The 18,740-nt window shown below is 61.5% G+C and carries 14 protein-coding genes, 1 tRNA gene and 1 pseudogene; 7 read left to right on the top strand and 9 right to left on the bottom strand.

Features of this window, described 5'->3' with window-relative positions; all coding sequences use genetic code 11:
• Position 1 precedes the first annotated feature (1 nt).
• Both argS and HYPDE_RS06315 read right to left on the bottom strand, forming a co-directional pair.
• Entirely contained in the window at positions 2–1,762 is a 1,761-nt protein-coding gene (argS, locus tag HYPDE_RS06320; RefSeq protein ID WP_015597574.1) for an arginine--tRNA ligase, read from the bottom strand.
• Positions 1,763–1,909: 147 nt separating this feature from the next.
• Positions 1,910–3,139, bottom strand: coding sequence for a deoxyguanosinetriphosphate triphosphohydrolase (locus HYPDE_RS06315; RefSeq protein ID WP_051111976.1), 1,230 nt, complete (start codon positions 3,137–3,139; stop codon positions 1,910–1,912).
• Between the two features lie 117 nt (positions 3,140–3,256).
• On the opposite strand from HYPDE_RS06315, the gene erpA reads away from it, so the two are divergent.
• Together erpA and xth are read left to right on the top strand one after the other, a co-directional pair.
• Positions 3,257–3,580, top strand: a complete 324-nt coding sequence (gene erpA, locus HYPDE_RS06310) for an iron-sulfur cluster insertion protein ErpA (protein WP_015597572.1) — start codon at positions 3,257–3,259, stop codon at positions 3,578–3,580.
• Between the two features lie 49 nt (positions 3,581–3,629).
• Entirely contained in the window at positions 3,630–4,412 is a 783-nt protein-coding gene (xth, locus tag HYPDE_RS06305) for an exodeoxyribonuclease III (protein ID WP_015597571.1), read from the top strand.
• On the opposite strand, the gene HYPDE_RS06300 is transcribed toward xth, so the two are convergent.
• Entirely contained in the window at positions 4,409–5,524 is a 1,116-nt protein-coding gene (locus HYPDE_RS06300) for a tetratricopeptide repeat protein (RefSeq protein ID WP_015597570.1), read from the bottom strand. The two genes, xth and HYPDE_RS06300, sit on opposite strands and share 4 nt — an antisense overlap.
• Positions 5,511–7,235, bottom strand: a complete 1,725-nt coding sequence (ilvD, locus tag HYPDE_RS06295; protein WP_015597569.1) for a dihydroxy-acid dehydratase — start codon at positions 7,233–7,235, stop codon at positions 5,511–5,513. The genes HYPDE_RS06300 and ilvD overlap by 14 nt, the downstream gene beginning before the upstream one ends.
• 397 nt (positions 7,236–7,632) lie before the next feature.
• On the opposite strand from ilvD, the gene HYPDE_RS06290 reads away from it, so the two are divergent.
• Positions 7,633–8,817: a M48 family metallopeptidase gene (locus HYPDE_RS06290; protein ID WP_015597567.1), complete on the top strand. Its 1,185-nt coding sequence runs from the start codon at positions 7,633–7,635 to the stop codon at positions 8,815–8,817.
• A 91-nt stretch (positions 8,818–8,908) separates the two neighbouring features.
• Entirely contained in the window at positions 8,909–9,520 is a 612-nt protein-coding gene (locus HYPDE_RS06285) for a DUF2939 domain-containing protein (RefSeq protein ID WP_015597566.1), read from the top strand.
• Between the two features lie 143 nt (positions 9,521–9,663).
• Here the strand turns inward: HYPDE_RS06285 and HYPDE_RS06280 are convergent, their stop codons facing one another.
• The 5 genes from HYPDE_RS06280 to HYPDE_RS06260 form a co-directional block, all read right to left on the bottom strand.
• Positions 9,664–12,546, bottom strand: a complete 2,883-nt coding sequence (locus tag HYPDE_RS06280; RefSeq protein ID WP_041320082.1) for a valine--tRNA ligase — start codon at positions 12,544–12,546, stop codon at positions 9,664–9,666.
• Between the two features lie 121 nt (positions 12,547–12,667).
• On the bottom strand, positions 12,668–13,354 hold the full coding sequence (locus HYPDE_RS06275) for a DUF2497 domain-containing protein (protein ID WP_015597564.1): 687 nt from the start codon (positions 13,352–13,354) through the stop codon (positions 12,668–12,670).
• Between the two features lie 307 nt (positions 13,355–13,661).
• Positions 13,662–15,152, bottom strand: coding sequence for a DUF2497 domain-containing protein (locus HYPDE_RS06270; protein ID WP_041320080.1), 1,491 nt, complete (start codon positions 15,150–15,152; stop codon positions 13,662–13,664).
• 263 nt (positions 15,153–15,415) lie between these two features.
• Complete coding sequence (locus HYPDE_RS06265) at positions 15,416–16,813, bottom strand: TolC family outer membrane protein (RefSeq protein ID WP_244437791.1); 1,398 nt, start codon at positions 16,811–16,813, stop codon at positions 15,416–15,418.
• Between the two features lie 403 nt (positions 16,814–17,216).
• On the bottom strand, positions 17,217–17,873 hold the full coding sequence (locus HYPDE_RS06260) for a protein-L-isoaspartate O-methyltransferase family protein (RefSeq protein ID WP_041320078.1): 657 nt from the start codon (positions 17,871–17,873) through the stop codon (positions 17,217–17,219).
• A 245-nt stretch (positions 17,874–18,118) separates the two neighbouring features.
• Here HYPDE_RS06260 and HYPDE_RS06255 point away from each other — a divergent pair.
• The 3 genes and pseudogenes from HYPDE_RS06255 to HYPDE_RS19695 all read left to right on the top strand — a co-directional run bounded on the left by HYPDE_RS06255 (position 18,119) and on the right by HYPDE_RS19695 (position 18,711).
• Positions 18,119–18,192: transfer RNA gene (locus tag HYPDE_RS06255), tRNA-Cys, on the top strand.
• A pseudogene (locus HYPDE_RS19815) lies at positions 18,183–18,452 on the top strand (hypothetical protein); the annotation flags it as partial. The gene HYPDE_RS06255 and the pseudogene HYPDE_RS19815, both read left to right, overlap by 10 nt.
• Positions 18,453–18,531: 79 nt before the next feature.
• Positions 18,532–18,711 carry a zinc-finger-containing protein gene (locus HYPDE_RS19695; protein ID WP_015597558.1) on the top strand — a complete coding sequence of 60 codons (180 nt, stop codon included), beginning with the start codon at positions 18,532–18,534 and terminating at the stop codon, positions 18,709–18,711.
• The last annotated feature ends 29 nt before the right edge of the window (positions 18,712–18,740 follow it).

The following is an 18,740-nucleotide window of genomic DNA, read 5'->3' as shown; positions in this document are numbered from 1 at the left end:
TTTAGCGCATCGCATCGGGAGCCTCGACGCCGAGGATATCAAGACCCGATTTTATCACCGTCTTTGTGGCGGCAATCAGCGCGAGCCGCGCAGAAGTCGCAACCCCGTCATTTGATTGAATAAATCTTAAATGTGGCGAATCGTTGCCGCGCGTCCACTGCGAATGCAGCGCACTCGCAAGGTCATAGAGATAGAACGCAAGACGATGCGGCTCGTGTGCCGATGCGGCGCCGTCGATCAGCCGCGGGAAGCTCGCCAACCGTTTGATGAGATCGATTTCTCCCGGATCGGTCAGGAGTGAGAGGTCGGCTTTCCGCAGCGCGCCAGCCGACACGTCCAGGTCCGGGATCTGTTCTACCGCGTTGCGCAATACGCTCGCCGATCTCGCATGTGCGTACTGCACGTAGAAGACAGGGTTATCCTTCGATTGCTCCGTCACCTTGGCGAAATCGAAATCGAGCGTCTCCTGATTCTTCCGGTACAGCATCATGTAGCGGACCGGATCGCGACCCACTTCATCGACGACATCGCGCAGCGTCACGAACGTCCCGGCCCGTTTCGACATCTTGTAGGGCTCACCCGCTTTGAAGAGCCTGACGAGTTGTACGACCTTGACATCAAGGTCCGCCTTCTTATCCGAAAGCGCCGCGACGACCGCCTTGATGCGCGGTATGTAGCCGACATGATCGGCGCCGAAGACGTTGATCAGGTGCCGGAAGCCGCGGCTCAACTTGTCGTGGTGATAGGCAACGTCGCCCGCGAAATACGTGTAGCTGCCGTCGGACTTTTGCAGTGCGCGATCCTCGTCGTCCCCGAACGCCGTCGATTTGAAAAGCGTCTGGAGCCGGTCTTCCCAGTCGCCGTCGTCGTGGCCCTTTGGCTTGTCGAGCTTGCCCTCGTAGATAAGCCCTTTCTTCCTGAGTTCTTCGATCACCGCCTTGATCTGATCCTTGCCGTTCGCCTGCAGCGAGGCTTCGGAGAAAAAAACATCGTGCCGGATGTTGAGCGCCGCGAGATCCTCCTTGATCATCGCCATCATTTTCTCGATGGCGAATGACCGGACGACCGGCAGCCACCGCTCCTCCGACATGTTGAGCAGCGACGGCCCATGCTCTTTGGCAAGCGCTTCGCCGACGGGCTTCAGGTAGTCGCCCGGATAAAGTCCCTCCGGAACAGCGCCAATGTCTTCGCCCAGCGCCTCGCGGTAGCGAAGATATGCCGACCGCGCCAGCACGTTCACCTGTCCACCCGCGTCGTTGATGTAGTATTCGCGCGTGACGTCATAGCCCGCAAAGGCGAGCAGATTTGCCAGCGCGTCGCCGAAAACCGCCCCGCGGCAGTGCCCGACATGCATCGGACCGGTGGGATTGGCGGACACGTATTCAATATTGAGCTTGCCGTCACCGCGCGCCGAACCCGCACCGTAGCGCTCGCCTTCGCTGAGAATGTCGCGCACGAGATCGTGCCATACGTCGGTCTTGAACGTGATGTTGAGAAAACCGGGCCCCGCGACCTCGATCTTCTGAATGTCGGCGTGGGCTTCGAGCTTTGCCTTCAACGTTTCAGCGATATCGCGCGGCTTCATCTTCGCCGCCTTGGCAAGCACGAGCGCAGCATTGACCGCAATGTCGCCGTGGCTCGCATCGCGGGGCGGCTCGGCCTCGAAGGCCGGGAGCGCAAGATCGGCCGGCAGCGTCCCTTCGGCTTTCAGCGCCTCCAGCGCAGTTCTGACGCGGGCTTCGACTTCGGTGAAAACGTTCATGAGAGTCCTTGATCTGATATTCCCTCCCCCGTCCTTACCGGGAGAGGGCTAGAGTGAGGGGCGGCAACCAACGCAGGCGGCAGCCCCTCACCCCAACCCTCTCCCCATTCAAGTGAAGGAGAATGGGGAGAGGGAGCTTTAGCGCGCCTATCGCAGTTCTGCTGTGGCGTCAAACAATCGGCGGTATTCGGCAATGGCGTAGCGGTCAGTCTGCCCTGCGAGGAAGTCGCACGCGAGGCGCGCCCGACCGTGCGGATCGAGGGTTAAAAAGGCTTCGCGCCAGTCCTCAGGCAGAGAAGCTGGATCGGCGTTATAGCGAGCGAAAAGTTCGCGAACGATCTGCTCGGCACGCTCCATCACGTCGAGCACCTTGCGATGATGATAGACGGACTTGAACAGAAAGCGCCGAAGCCGCGCGAGATCCCCGGTCATATGCTCGGAGAACGCGACGGTCGCACCGCCCGCGGCGCGAACATCGTTGTCCGAGGCCGGCGCGAGGGCCGCAAGCCGCCGCCGACTTTCCTCGATCACATCGGCGACCATGACAGTGATCATCCGCCGCGTGATCTCGTAGATCGATCGCCCTGTTTCGGCATCTCTATCGAGGTTCACCACCTCGCGTACGATGCGACCCACGAGCGGCGTTTCAGACAAAGCGTCAAGCGAGATCAGCCCCGCGCGCAGCCCGTCGTCGATGTCGTGCGAAAGATAAGCAATGTCATCGGCAAGGCTCGCGACCTGCGCTTCCGCCGACGCCCACTTGTCGAGCGCAAGTGAACACCAGTCGTCAAGATGGCGCGCGACTTTGGCGACCGGCGAACCGGGCTTCACCAGCGGACCATTGTGCTTGACGAGCCCTTCGAGGGTCTCCCACGTCAGGTTGAGCCCGTCGAACGCCAGATATTTGCGCTCGAGTTTCGTGACGACGCGGACCGACTGAGCGTTGTGATCGAAGCCGCCGAAGTCGCTCATGGCCTTGTCGAGCGCACGTTCGCCCGCATGACCGAACGGCGAGTGGCCCAGATCGTGCGCCAGCGCGATCGTCTCGGCGAGATCCTCATCAAGCCGCAACTGCCGGGCGATTGTGCGTGCGATCTGCGCGACTTCCAGCGTATGTGTCAGGCGCGTGCGGTAATGGTCGCCCTCGTGCGGCAGGAAAACCTGGGTTTTGTACGCAAGCCGCCGGAACGCCGAGGAATGCAGCACACGGTCCCGGTCGCGCTGGAAGGGGCTGCGTGTTGTACAGTTCGGCTCGGCATGAAGCCGGCCTCGCGTCGGCACCGCGCTCGCGGCATATGGCGCCGGCGCGCGCTCGCCCGGGCGCAGCTTTTGCCCATAATCTGCTACCTCGGCACCCGGCTTTAACCTGGTTGGCATAGGCTGCCGCACTTGATATTTGATTTGTTCACGCGCCTTCCTATCTTTTTGGAACCGGCAGCGCCAGCCGGGTTCCCCCAGCTCAACGGCGCAGATCAGGAAAAAGCCTCGAAGCCGATGACCGTCACCGTAACCGAACAAGCTGCAACGCGAATCTCCGAGATCGCCGGGAGCGAACCGGGATCACCCGTTTTGCGGGTCTCGGTCGAGGGCGGCGGTTGCTCCGGGTTTCAGTACAAATTCGATCTGGTCGACGCGCGCGCCGACGACGATTTCGTCATCGAACGGAATGGCGCAGTCGTCGTCATCGATCCGATCTCGCTGCAGTACATGGAAGGGGCCGAGATCGACTTCGTCGACGATCTGATCGGGGCTGCCTTCAAAATCAAGAATCCGGTCGCGAGCGCATCCTGCGGCTGCGGCACCAGCTTCTCGATCTGAGTCGATCTCAAATTGATTTACGCACGGTGCGATGGCACATGGTGGAACCATGATCCTCACCACGTGGAACATCAACGGCGTTAAAGCCCGGCTCGAGTCGGCGCTGACGTATTTGCGCCAGCATTCTCCGGACGTCGTCTGTCTCCAGGAGATCAAATCCGTCGACGACGCATTTCCGACGCCGGATTTTCAGGACCTCGGCTATAACGTCGCGACGAACGGCCAGAAGGGTTTCAACGGCGTTGCGATTCTCTCGAAGTCGCCCCTCGAAGACGTTGTTCGCGGCCTTCCCGGTGATGACTCGGACCAGCACGCACGCTGGATCGAGGCTTCGGTTCCGCTGGGCAACCGCATGATGCGGGTCGTGTCGCTTTACCTGCCGAACGGCAATCCGATCGGAACCGAAAAATTTGCCTACAAGCTCGCCTGGATGACCCGCATGCGCCGGCGCGCCGAGCAATTGCTCGAAGATGAAATGCCGCTCGTCCTTGCGGGAGACTTCAACGTCATTCCGGAATCCGTCGATGCCAAGCGGCCTGCCGCCTGGGTGAACGACGCGCTGTTTCAATCGGAGAGCCGCGCCGCGTGGCGGACGCTGGTGAACGAAGGTTTCACGGACGCAACGCGCGCTTGCCATCCCGGTCCAGGCGTCTACACGTTCTGGGATTATCAGGCGGGCGCTTTCCAGAAAGACGACGGCATCCGCATCGACCACATCCTGCTTTCGAGCCAGGCGGCCGATTTGCTCGTTTCATCAGGAATCGACCGTGCGACACGGGCGCAGGAGAAGCCGTCCGATCACGTCCCGGTCTGGATCAAGCTCGCCGCTTAGCGGTCTTCGCCTTGAGGCGCGGCCGCACCGGCCGGAGCAAAGCCGCTCGAAGCTCCACTCGAAACGGGCGGTCCTCCGACGCCGGACGCCGGAGCAAAGCCCGACGCACCGACACCGATCCCAATCGTGACCGTACGGCTCGGCCGTGAAACCGAATTCGCGATTGGAGCCTGAGATGAAACCGCAGTCGTAGGAACCGGCGCAGACATCGGGCGCACGAGTTCGCCGTTCGCGCACGTTCTGACAGGCTCGGCAGACAGATTGTCGAGTCCGTCCTTGTCGTCACGCAGTTGCGGGCTTCGACCGTAACGTTTGTGCCAATCGGCCACCCGCCCCGTCGCTTGCAGGCGAACGCCTTCGCCCGCATTGCAGAAAATCTTCTGGTAGATGTCCTCGATCCAGACTCGTTCGCTGGGCGAAGCATTCGAGACTGCGACGTCGATCAGGTTGAGGGCGGCTGTCTGATCCTTTTGTACGAACTTGCCGCGCCAGAGAAGGTCGGCAAGAAAGGCTTGAGCGCCCGGATGCCCGGCCCGCGAAAGTCGCGACAGCCAGTGACGGCCGTTCTCGATCTTGCTCGATGGATCTTCCGAGCCCGCCATTTCCGGCCCCTCGCCGCGCAGAAAAACCTTCGCAAGCTCGAACTGCGCGTCCTCGTCGTTGAACGTCAGGGCGGCACGCTGCAACGCCCGGTCGGCGGCCGCAACGTCCGGACGAACGCCGGCGTCGCTGACACCGTCGCGAAGATACATCGACACCGCCGTCAATGCTTTGGCGGCGATGGGCGCCAACTCATCGTCGTCGGGATCGACATCCTTCAGCTCATCGGCAAGCTGCGCATAGATTTTGTAGGCTTTGCCGTGGTCGGTGTAGGCACCTTCGTTGTCGCCGTAGATGCGCGCTTCATAAAAGCGCGCAATCTGCGGCTTCGTCGCTTCCAGCGCTTCGAACGCCGGGAGTGCCAGCTCGTAATACCCGCCGTTGAACGCAGAGATGCCTTGCTTCATGGCGTCGTCCGGCGAACGGAACGTCACGCCGGCCGCGAATGCCGAGCCGAGCATGGCGAAGAAGACTGCGACACTACCCGCAACAGCAAGCCTAAATATCCGCATAGCAGTGCACTTCCGCCTTTCCTCCCGCATGGGTTACGGCGCCATACCTGGCCGGTCCCACTTGGTCCGCAAATTTTTTCAGTGCCCCTGACTGATACATGTTCGCCGGCGCCTTCCACGTCTTGCGCCGACGCTCAAACTCCTCCGGACTGACCTCGACGTCGAGTGTTCCCTTTTCAGTATCGATTACGATAATGTCGCCGTCTTTCAGAAGCCCGATCGGACCGCCGACCGCTGCTTCCGGACCGACGTGTCCGATGCAAAGCCCGCGCGTACCACCGGAGAAACGTCCGTCGGTGATAAGCGCCACCTTGTCGCCGACACCCTGGCCGTAAAGCGCCGCGGTCGTCGAAAGCATTTCGCGCATGCCCGGACCGCCCTTCGGCCCTTCGTAGCGGATGACGATCACCTCGCCTTCCTTGTAGTTGCGTTCTTCGACGGCTTGGAACGCATCCTCCTCGCAGTCGAAGCACCGCGCCGGTCCGCGGAATTGGTGCGTCTTGAGGCCAGCGACCTTCACGATCGCGCCATCGGGCGCCAGCGAACCCTTGAGTCCAACCACGCCGCCCGTCGGCGAGATCGGATTGGAAACCGGAAATACGACTTTCTGATCGCGGTTGAATTTGACGTTCTCGAGATTCTGCGCGAGCGTCTTTCCGGTCACAGTCAGGCAGTCGCCGTGCAGGACGCCGCCTTCGAGCAGCGCTTTCAGGATCTGCGGCACGCCGCCGATATCGTAGACGTCTTTCGCAACATACTGGCCGCCCGGCTTCAGGTCGGCGATGTAAGGCGTCTTGCGGAAAATCTCGGCGACGTCAAAGAGGTCGAAATCGATGCCGACCTCATGCGCCATCGCTGGAAGATGCAGCGCTCCGTTGGTCGAGCCTCCCGTCGCGGCGACGACGATGGCCGCATTCTCGAACGCCTTCCTCGTGCAGATATCGCGCGGACGGATGCCGTCGGCGATCAGACGCATGACGGCCTTGCCGCTTTCGGCCGCGTAAGCGTCCCGACTTTCATAAGGCGCCGGTGCGCCCGCCGAACCCGGCAGCGCGAGCCCGATCGCCTCGGAAACGCAGGCCATAGTGTTGGCCGTGAACTGGCCGCCGCAAGAGCCCGCCGACGGGCACGCGACGCATTCCAGCTCGTGAAGCTCCGCCGTCGACATTTTCCCGGCGGAGTGCATGCCGACACCCTCGAAGACGTCGACCACCGTCACGTCGTGACCCTTGAATTTTCCCGGCAGAATCGAGCCGCCGTACATGAAGACGCTCGGCACGTTGAGGCGGAGCATCGACATCATGATGCCGGGCAGGCTCTTGTCGCAACCTGCGATACCGATGAGTGCATCGTAGCAATGACCGCGCATCGTGAGCTCGATCGAATCGGCGATGACTTCGCGCGACACGAGGCTCGACTTCATGCCCTGATGGCCCATCGCGATGCCGTCGGTGACGGTGATCGTGCAAAACTCGCGCGGCGTGCCGCCTGCTTCGGTGACGCCGGCCTTGGCCGACTGCGCCTGGCGCATCAGAGAAATGTTGCAGGGAGCAGCCTCATTCCAGCAAGAGACGACGCCGACGAACGGACGTTTGATGTCGGCCTCATCGAGGCCCATCGCGTAATAGTAAGAACGGTGCGGCGCCCGCGATGGACCTTCCGTAACGTGGCGGCTCGGCAATTTCGACTTATCGAACGTCTTGGCGTCCATTACTTTCCTCTTCGGGCTCCCCGCCCATATTGCTGTTTCATATCCGCTATTCCGGATACTGCAGGGATGCCAGCCGCTGCGCCCGGAAGGAAGTGCTCACGTATGCAAAAAGAGCATTCCTGCATTTCGGGGCCTGAACCTGGACGTGCGCGGTCTTTGTGGCTCGAAAGTGGCGCGGCCACTCCAATAAGTTGCTCAGCAGCAACATTTGGACGTCAAGTCGCCGATCATGGTAAATCCGCACGAGCAAAAGAGACGGCCTGAGCAGGGCACAGGTGGACGTCTCGAAAAACGTCAGCACGCGCTCGGATGGGCCTGGGGTGCGTCATCGCAACGGCCCGAGTTTGTCCCTCCGGAGACATTCATTTCCTGCCGCGGCATGCTTAGATGACGGCCGGTGCGGCGTGTCTGCGCCGAAGGTAAATACCCGGACCTCTTCCCGATGCCGCCAAGTGACAGGACGAATGCCGGCCCCAACCGGTATTATTGCCGCTTCACCGCCGGACGATCATCCTCGCCTGTGGATGGGACGGCGACGCTGGCCATCAGTGGGGTCGAAATCAATCTTGGGCCCGGTCATCCAAAGCGACTCTGGCACTACGACAGACTCAAGACATTGGAGCCGGTGCGTCCGAACGCGATCGATGTGCTTCTGTCCTCGCCAGGGGAACCAGGCGCATCGCTGTTCGTGCAGGGCGCCCGGTTCGCCGCAGATCTGACGGGCTATGCCCCGCATCTGACCGCGCGCGCTGCCCGCTGGCGCAATTGGAGGTGGGGGCTGCTCCTCGCCGCAGTCGTCGCATTGGCGGTTGCAGCGAGCTTCGCCGCCGGCTGGAGTCCGCTCAAATCGTTTGCAGCGGCGCTGCCCGATAGCTGGCGCCAGCGGCTCGGCGATACTGCGCGCGAGTCGATGACGGAAGGGCACAAGCAATGCGTCGATGCCAACGGCGTCGCCGCACTCTCGCAACTTGCTGCGCGGCTTTCAAAAGCCGCGCCGGAAGGCATCTCCTTCAGCGTCCGCGTCTACGATTGGCCGCTGATGAATGCCTTTGCCGTTCCCGGAGGCCAGATCGTTCTGACCAAGGGGTTGATCGACAAAGCCGAAAGCCCTGACGAAGTCGCCGGCGTTCTGGCGCATGAGATGGGCCACGGAATCGAGATGCATCCCGAGACGGGTATCATTCGCAGCATCGGTCTTGCGGCGGCCGTGGAGGTTATGCTGGGCGGGGGCGGCCTTGCAAATGCCGGTCTGATGCTGGCGCAGCTTGGCTACTCGCGCGGTGCCGAGCATCAGGCCGACCTCGACGCGCTTCAATTGCTCAAGGGCGCCGGCATCGCGCCGAAGGGACTCGCCGGTTTCTTCATGCGCGTGACCAAGATGGAGGCGGAGAACTCAGGCGGCGCAAAGAGCGGCGCATTCGCTTGGCTGCGCACGCATCCGCCGGCCGCCGAACGGGCAAAGCTCGTCCGCGAGCAGCCCGATTACCCCGCAACGCCGGCGCTCGACGAGCAGTCCTGGGAGGAGCTGAAGTCGATCTGCAAAACGACGATCGGACCGCAAAAGCCGGAAAACGGGGATTGAGGCATCGCGCCATTGGTTTTGCTCAGCCTGAAGATCGTCAGATTTGGGTGTAACGTTCGGATTGCCGAACAGCGGAGAGACTGACGGATCCATGAAATCGCTTTGCGTCGCTGTCGTGCTTACGCTCCTGGCCGCCGTCGTCTACGTCGGCGCGCCGTTCGTCACGGCGTGGAATATTCGCGAAGCCGTGCGCAACGGTAATTCCGCATATCTTACGACCGCAATCGAATGGCCGAGCGTGCGCGAAACGCTGAAGCCCTCGATCGCAACGGCGGCTCTTGACTTGCCAAATCCCGATCAGCCGTCTGCCGAACCCCCAAGCCTTTGGCAAAGGGCGAAAGCCTACTGGGGCCATGGCGCCGTCAATCGCCTCGTCGATTCCTACGTGACGCCGGAAGGCCTGCCGCAGCTCTTCACGATGCACAAGGCATATCGCAACTACGTCTCGGGAGACGACGGAACGAACACGCTTCCGATCCTGGAACGCATCTCGCGCGCCTGGTCGCGCGTCAAGCGCGCCGAGTTCACCGGCCTCACGACCTTCGAGATCGACATGGCGGACAAGAACGATCCGACACGCCTCTATCTCGGCAAACTCGAGTTGACGCATGTCGGCTGGAAGCTGACGGCGCTGCGGCTCAAATTTCTGACGACGGCCAATAGCACGGTCCAAAACTTCGCCGACATTCAAGGCGCGCTTTAGTCGCCGCCCTGCACAGCTCGAAATATGGCCAGCACTGCAATCTCGTCATGGCCGCCCTCCGAGGCGGCCATCCAAGATCGCGCGACGAATAGCTCTGAATGGCCGGGTCGGGCCCGGCCATGGAGTGAAGAGGATCAATCCGACTAGGCCGCATCCTCCAGCCGTTTCAGGGCGGCCGAGAAGCGCTTGATCTCGGCCTCGAGTTCGGCCTTGCGCTCTTTCGCTTCCTCGATGGCTTCCTCTTTCGCCCGCTCCATGAACTGTGGATTGGAAAGCTTCGCCTCCATCTTCTTGAGGTCGCCGTCCGCCTTCTCGATTTCTTTCGCGAGCCGCCGCTTTTCCGCAGCCATGTCGATGATGCCCACAAGCGGCAGAGCCGCCGTCGTCTCTCCAGCAACGATCAGCGCCGCGCCCTTCGGCGCGACGTCGGCGAAATCGATGCCGTCGAGACGGGCCAACCGTTTCAGCGTCTCATCGTTGCGATGAACACGCGCGCGCAGGGCTTCGTCCGCGCCGACCACGACGAGCGGCACCTTCGCGCCGGCCGGGACACTCATCTCGGTTCTGACCGATCGCACTTCCGAAATGAGCGATACGACCCAGTTCACCTCATCTACCGCTTCGCGTTCGACGAGTCCGTCGAGCGCCGGCCACTGGCTGAGCGCCAGAAGATCGTCGCGCTTGACGCCGTGCTCCACCATATGCGCCCAAAGCTCTTCCGTGATGAACGGCATGAACGGATGCAGCATCTTCAGGATCTGATCGAGCGTCCACGCCGTCACGGCGCGCGTCTCGGCTTTCGCATCTTCATCGTCGCCCGCGAGCAGCGGCTTGATCAGTTCGAGATACCAATCGCAGAACTCGCCCCAGACGAACTCGTAGATCGCAGCCGCCGCTTCGTTGAATTTATAGGCTTCGAGCGCGCCGGTGACGGCCTTCGCCGTCTGCTCAGCTTCGCCGATGATCCATTTGTTGAAAATTTGCGTCGCGGATTTCGGATCGAAATCGCGCTGCCGCACGCACTCGTTCATCTCGGCGAAGCGCGAGGCATTCCAGAGTTTCGTTGCGAAATTGCGATAGCCTTCGACGCGCGATTTCGCGAGCTTGATGTCGCGGCCCTGCGCCGCCATCGCGGCAAGCGTGAAGCGCAACGCATCGGCTCCGAACTCGTCGATCAGGACGAGCGGGTCCATGACGTTGCCCTTCGACTTCGACATCTTTTGCCCCTTCTCGTCGCGGACGAGGGCATGGATGTAGACGTCCCTGAACGGCACTTCGTCCATGAAGTGGAGGCCCATCATCATCATGCGGGCGACCCAGAAGAAGATGATGTCGAAGCCGGTGACGAGCACGCTCGTCGGATAGTAGCGGCCAAGCTCCGGCGTCTCATCCGGCCAGCCGAGCGTCGAGAATGGCCACAGCGCCGAGGAGAACCACGTGTCGAGCACGTCCTCGTCCCGCTTCAGCGTAATGCGATCCCCTCTCCCCGTTCCTTCAACGGGGAGAGGGCTAGGGTGAGGGGCGGCGGCTTGCGTAGACGATGAAGGCTGCCCCTCACCCCAACCCTCTCCCCGCCCGCGGGGAGAGGGAGAAGAATAATACTCCCGCGCCAGCGCCTGCGCTTCTTCCTCGGTCGCGGCGACAAAGTATTTTCCGTCTGGCCCGTACCACGCCGGAATCTGATGGCCCCACCACAGCTGGCGCGAGATGCACCACGGCTGGATGTTCCGCATCCACTCGAAGTAGGTCTTCTCCCAGTTCTTCGGGACAAAGACAGTCTTGCCGTCCTCGACGGCAGCCATCGCGGGTTTCGCAAGTTCGGCGGCGTTGACGTACCATTGATCGGTCAGCCACGGCTCGACGACGACGCCTGAGCGGTCACCATGCGGAACGGTGTGGCTCGTCGGCTCGATCTTTTCGAGCAGGCCCAGCGCATCGATGTCCGAAACAACTTTCTTTCGCGCCTCGAAGCGATCGAGCCCCCGATAAGTTTTCGGAACGTCCTCGACCATTTTGCCATAGGCGTCGAGGACGTTGATCTGCGAAAGATTGTGCCGCTTGCCGACCTCGAAGTCGTTGAAGTCGTGCGCCGGCGTGATCTTTACCGCACCCGTTCCCTTCTCGGGATCGGAGTACTCATCCGCGACGACCGGAATCTCTCGCCCGACGAGCGGCAGCTTTACCTTGGCGCCCGCCTTGATCAGCGCCGCATAGCGTTCGTCTTCCGGATGTACCGCAACGCCCGTATCGCCGAGCATCGTCTCGGGCCGCGTCGTCGCGACGACGATGTAATCTTTGTCGTAGCCGGGCACCTTCTTCGCCAACGGATAGCGGAAATGGTACATGTGCCCGCTTGGATCTTTCGCGAGCACTTTCGCCAGCGCCGCTGCATCGAACGGCTCACCGATATCCTTCGACCAGGAAAACTTTCCGCGCGCCTCGACCTGCACGACTTCGAGGTCCGAAATCGCCGTCTGGAATTTCGGGTCCCAGTTGACGAGGCGCTTGTCCTTGTAGATCAGCCCCTCGTTGTAGAGCTGCACAAAGACCTTCACGACCGCTTTCGATAAGCCTTCGTCCATCGTGAAGCGTTCGCGCGACCAGTCGCACGATGCGCCGAGGCGCTTCAACTGATTGATGATCGTGCCGCCCGATTCCTCCTTCCACGCCCAGATGCGCTTCAGGAATTCTTCGCGGCCAAGCTCGCGGCGCGACGGCTGCTTCTCCGCGGCGAGCTGGCGCTCGACGACCATCTGCGTCGCGATGCCGGCGTGGTCGGTACCGGGCTGCCAAAGGACGTCGCGGCCCCGCATGCGCTCGAAACGCACGAGGATGTCCTGCAGCGTATTGTTGAGAGCGTGCCCCATATGAAGCGATCCCGTCACGTTCGGCGGCGGGATCACGATGGAATAGGAAGCGTTCTTTCCTCCCGAGACGAAACGGCCGGCCTTGAACGCTTCAGCCTTGTCCCATTCGGAATTGATGCGCGGCTCGATTTCGGCCGGGCGGAACGTTTTTTCAAGCATCTGAGGGGGTGTCGTTTCCAACCGTGGTTGTTCGACCCCGGTCGTAAGGCTGACATTCATACGCTGTCAACCTTGGCCACCCCCTTCTCACGTGCGAGCGCCGACTTGCGACGCTTCAGGATCAGCGCTTGCCCGTTTCGTCGCGCAACGCCTTCTCGACGATTTTAGGCATATTTTCGGTCAGCCACTGCTTGAGGATCGGACGCAGAAGCTGAGCCGCTGCATCTTCGACGCCGCCGTCTGCAACGGCTCCGCCATCGGGAAGCCGGGGCGGTTCGGGCGCGAACGCCCTGTGAACCGGTGCCGGCTCAGGCTCGGGTTCAGGCTGATGCACGGGCGCCGTCTGGTTCATGCGGCTCATGCGCGTGTCGAAAAATGTCGGCATGATCCGCTTAACGCCGTCGTCCTTGGGAGGAACGGCTGCCGCCTTCGTCTCTTTAACGGTATCGAGGGCCACCGGCGGCGGCGGCTCGATCATGCGCCCATGGATCGGTTCGAAGGGAATGACAGTGCGCGCCGTCCTTCGGCCCCACTCTCCTTCTTGCGCATGCTGCGCATTCGTTCCGAGAGCTTCACTCAGTCGCCCGAGCAAATTGGGCCGTTCGGCCGCAGGTTGTGCCGGCGCCTTGAAAATAGCCGGCAGTTCAAATTCCAGTGCCTCGTCGGCAATATTGCCGCGACCTCTGAGCGTCGTCACGCGCGCCTCCCGCCTCTCCACGTCGAACCCCGGCGACCGATCAGCGATACTCGTGCGGATCGATGCAAGAATGTCTTCGACGTCGTGTTTTGCTCCATTCATCAAGTTCATGACGCTTCCTCTCTGCGTACGAATACAACTTCGCAGAACCGCGTCGGCACCCCGTTGCCCCTCCGGTTCGTCGATTCTGGAAAGAAAGCGCTGCGCATTCCGACTGCAGCTCAGACCCCCCAGTGACGTCTCGAGCGGACCGCATCACCTGGATTGTGAATTGGCTTCGCCCGCGTGAGACAAATTGCTAAGGCCCACTCGCGGCAACCGTGTGGCGAAAGTCACGATCAAGAAAAATTTGCTGCAGATACAAAAAAAGCGGAGATACCTCCGCTTTTGCTCAAGCTTCGCATTCCACGTCAGGGAGTTAGTCGCGGACGTTCTGATGCCCTGGCAACAAACGCTCCGTCATTTCCCGGCGAAGAGCACGCTCCACGATCTTTGGCATATTTTCGGCAAGCCATGTCTTGAGAAGCGGCCGCAGAAGATCGGCGACGGCGTCTTCCATCGTCCGGTCGCCGCCGACAACTGGATCGGCTTCCGCATCGAGCGGCGGCAGAGCGGACAACGGCGGTGGTGCCGGTTGCAGCCTGCCTTCATGAGCGGCGCGGCCCGGCTCAACGGAAGTTTCCGCTCTCCTAGCAAAATCGTGGAACGGAAACGGATCCGGCGGCGGCTCCACGGGCTTGCGGTACTCGGAAACCGCCGGCTTGAACGACTCCGACAGCGGTTCGAGTCTCCGCTGCGGACCAAGGGTCGCCGAAACGCTGGGTATGGCGAAGGTCGCGGGGCGCTGAGGCGTGGGCTGCGTCGCAGGCTCCGGGCTTCTCGGAGACGAAGTCGTCGGCCGCGCAGTCTCTGGAAATAGCGGGGCGTCGTTGGTCTTAGCCCACCCCTGCGCGGCGGATAATCCGGCGTCATCACGCTGCGAGCCGAGTGAACGCTGAGGCGCAGGCGTCGGCTCGATAGGATTTTTTGGTTCCGGCGATTTCTCGGACATGGACCGCGGCAGAAACGGCGACGGCCCGAGATCGAATGCGAATGGGTCGGCGTTGTCACGGACATCCGGCGTTTCGTCTCGGTCGGCCGCCGGCGGCGGCGCTATGGTACTCGATGATGCTCCGTTTATTTTCGCGACAGGCTCTGGCGATTTCGGAGTCAATGTCTCAGGCGAAGGCACCGCTTTTGCGACGACGTCTTGCGTGTGCGCATTCTTTCGATCCTCACGCTCATCGGACTCGCGCAGCGCCTTAAGGTCTTCGCCGAGAAGCTCCACGAGCTGCGCGTCGATGATCTGCGCCTCCGACTTCGCTTCGGGCGTCAAAGATTTCTGTTCGGCTTCGACGATCGCCTTGACCTCGGCCGCTATGGATTTGTCTGCGGATTTGTCCGGCTCCGTCTTATCCAACGGCCCATCTGATTTCTCGGGTGCCGAGGATTTCTCAGCTTTGATCGTCGCCGTTTCAGCCGGCTTCGCCTCGACATTGACTTTCACGTCCTCCGGAACGTGCGAAGATGGCGATGCCTTCGCGGTGCCGACCTCGCTCACCGGCCCAGATGCAGCATCGGCTGCGGGCAGCGGGTCTTGCGGGGTGACGGGGGTGAAAAAACGCCGCTCGCCCGGATCGTCGGCAGGTGACGACGATTTCATAAACGCCTCGCGAGACATGAACCCGCGCTGTGGCGATGCCGCAGGCCTCACACCCGCGTTGGGGCGCACCGGCGACGGCTGCGCATGTGTCGGTGGTGCCGGCGGCGGCACAGTCCTTGAACCCGACGTGTCCTCCGCAATAATCCTGCGGATCGAGGCAAGGATCTCCTCCATGCTCGGTTCGACGTTGGGCTCAAATCTCGACATACTCGTACCTTCTCGCGACGGCGATGCCCGTGTTCAAGGGCCAGAGAACTTCGCGGGGCTAGCGATTGTCCCGGCCACCATCCTCAATCGGATCATCTGCTCCGATAGGAAATATGGTGGCAGGTTGCACAACGGCCGGCAACGATCCCGGTATCAGTTATCCCCGGAGCGCGGCACTCTCAAGGCAGCGATAGCACACTATCGCGCCGAAACGTCCCAAAACGAGCCAAAAACCGGCTGTGGCAAGCCCAGAAGGGCGCCGCCTATTTGATCGGAGCGCCTTTGTCCCGAACGTCGATGTGCTCACGGCGACCATCGTCATGCGTAATGTCGATGCCCCACCACTTGTTGCGCACATCCTCATAATGCACCTCGGGGTGGTAAACCTCCGTAGCCGCGCCGACTTCGGAAACGCTGAGACGACCGATCGCCGACACAAGCGTATAGGACGCAACAAGAATATTGCGCTTTGTCGTCTCAAGATTGACTTGAGACTGGAGAAGCTCCTGCTGCGCGTTCAAGACGTCGAGCAATGTGCGCTGACCGACGCGCTCTTCTTCCTTGACGCCTTCAAGCGCCGTCGTGTTTGCCGTGATGGATGCCCGATCGGATTCGGCCTGCGCTTTAAACCCTTGAAGCTGCGCCCACCCCTGAACGACCTGCGATTGCGTCAGCGAGCGCGCTTCCTCGATCTGCTGCAAAAGCGAGATGTGCGTATGCTTCGCTTGACGCAAGCGCGCATAGACTTCGCCGCCCGCCGGATAGATTGGAACGTTGACCCGACCGACGACGGATGCGGTGCTTCCCCGGTCGATGAGCTCTGACGGATCGAAACTATCCGTCCAGTTTGCTTCGAGCTGCGCTTGCGGAAGCAATTCGCCGCGAATCTGATCGACGTTGAAACGCCCGGCCTGCTCGGAATAGAGCGCCTGAACCACCTGCGGATTCTCTTTCGTCCCGATCGCAATCGCGTCGGTAACGCTGCGCGGCACGAGCTTCGTATTCGGATTCGGTTCGACCAGGTTCGCCGGAGGATGTCCAACGACCTGCTCGAAAATTGCGCGGCTGGATTTCAGATTGGCGCGGGCCTGGTCGAGATCCGATTGTCCGACAGCACGCCGCGCCTGAGCCTGCGCAACGTCGGTCTTCGTGACTTCGCCAACGTTGAACCGGTCTTGGGTTGCCTGTAGCTCGGCATCGAGAAACTTCAGGTTATTCTCATTGAGCTTGACGATTGCCTGATCGCGCACAACGTCGCCGAAGGCCGTCACGGCATCGAGCAAGATCTGCTGTTCCGTCTGTCGCAGCGTCTCCCGTCCCGCCCGGTCGGTCGCTTCGGCCGCATTCACGGCATTGGTGACCTGAAAGCCCGTAAAGACAGGCTGCACAAGGTCGACGGCATACCCGCGCGGAGACGTCACGCTACTGCTATTTCCGGCAGGAGACTTGGTCCAATTCCCCTCGCGGCCGACGCTCGCTGAAAGGTTGATATCGGGACGGTAGCCGGAATTGGCCCGCGCAATGTCTTCATCGCGCGCCCTTTGCCGGGCGCGTTCCGCATCCAGCGTCGGGCTGTATTGATAAGCGGCGGACAGCGCATCGACCAGCGTCTCCGCAAAACCGGACGAAGGAACCGCGAAAATGCCCGCCAGCGCAAGCAAGGCGGAAACCGCGCACCGCGACCTAAGCCGCGCACGCACCCTTGACGGTTGAGATTCCGCTATCTTCGTCAATTGCATGAACCCATTCTGGCGCCCGCTGCCCCGAACTTGCGAGCACTCCCCCGGAAATGCCGAAGCGTCATTTATCCGATTCGCCCCCTGTCGCCCCCACTTACGCGAATCTCTCACGCAAGAACGTACCGGATAACTTGGTTAAGCACGCCTATCCGTCGAGCACTTATTAATAATTCCCTGCTGGGCGTGGCTCGAAACACACTCTCGCGCACGAGAACGCCAGGTCTCAACACCCAAAGCAAAGAAAAAGAGACGCCGAGTTTTAAAGGCGTCACGGTCAGCACGGAGGAGCGGTCATCTCCCGTGCGCCTAAAGGAAGGAATTCCAATCAGAAGACGAACGCAGGCTTGGGAGATTCGAATCCGGGAAGCAAGGGCGCGGCTGCCTGAAATGCATCCCGGCGGACCAGCAACTCGCCATTCTTTTGCAGCAGGAAGGCATGGCCCAACCCGCGTTCGACTTCGATTGCGACGAGCCGTCCGCCCTGTGCAAGCTGGCTTTTGAGCGCTTCGGGAATGGCTTCGACTCCGCCCTCGACGACGATAGCGGCATAGGGTGCCTGCTCTTTCCATCCCTCTGCCAAGGCACCGGCGGCGGTCGTCACATTGTCGGTGCCGGTGCTGCGGCAGGCATTGGCTGCCGCAGCCGCGGCCTTGCTATCGGGCAGAAGCGCCACGACCGCTTTTGCAATCTGCGCGACGATCGCTGCCGTGTACCCCACGCTCCCCCCGATGACGAGCACGGTATCGCCGGCATCGATGTCCGCGAGTTGCACGAGCCTCGCCAGCACCGACGGCGGCAGCATCACAGCGCCAGAACCGACGTTAAGAGCCTCATCGCTATACGCGAACTTCGCCAATCGATCGGGCAAGAATATCTCGCGGGGTACCGCGCTCATCGCCGCCGTAATCCGCCGATCGGTCACGTCGCTCGGACGAATCTGGCTCTCGACCATATTTTTGCGTTGTAAAGCGGTGTCTGCCATTGCCCGTTCCCGCGCTATGAACTTTCCTCCCGGCCAACACTCAAGACGTATGGCCGCGTTTCCAGAGCATCCTATACGCGAGCAAATCCTGCGGCGCGACTGGAAAGCCGTCGCATGGAACGGCGATTGCCGTAACGGCTTGTAAGGTGTTGCCGCTCTATGTTAGAGGGCCGATCACATCGGTAAGTAAATCGATCCGCTTTCGATAAAGCGAACGAGGCGGCGCGCCGCTGACTGAGCGTTGAGGCCACGTGGCGGAGTGGTGACGCAGCGGACTGCAAATCCGCGTACCCCGGTTCAATTCCGGGCGTGGCCTCCAAACCGGCGATACGAAACCCCAATAAATCGACACTTGTTCGCGCGAGAGACGCACAACACGCGGCGCGCGTAGGCACAAAACTGGGCACACATGACGAGGGGGGTGCGACATCCATCTGCGCTCACTGTGGAGCGGATGCAACCTTGGTGACCGGCGAGACGGTCTATCCCAAGCGCCCCGACTTGCATGAGAAACCGTTCTACTACCGCGCTCCGTGTCAGGCGTGGGTCGGCTGTCATCCCGGCACAACGAAGCCACTCGGCACCGCGCCAACTACCTCCTCAGGAAGGCCCGCCAGAACGCGCACGCGGCTTTCAATCCGATGTGGCGGCTTAATAATTGACCGGGTTCTCGCGCCAAGGCTCCCAGAGCGCTCGCAAGGCCGCCTACAGGTGGCTCGCCAGCACCCTCGCCCTCGATCCGGCTGACTGCCACATCGGCATGTTCGATCTCGACCAGTGTCACTGGGTCATCGTCGCAGTTCGAGAGTGGCACCGCATCCGCGAGTGCTTTCGATGACAGGTGCCACTCAGGCGGCCGTGCCGCTC

The sequence above is a fragment of the Hyphomicrobium denitrificans 1NES1 genome, assembly GCF_000230975.2.
GTDB lineage: Bacteria > Pseudomonadota > Alphaproteobacteria > Rhizobiales > Hyphomicrobiaceae > Hyphomicrobium_B > Hyphomicrobium_B denitrificans_A.
The sequence above is the reverse complement of the archived record's forward strand: the minus strand, read 5'-3'. Positions and strand labels throughout refer to the sequence as shown.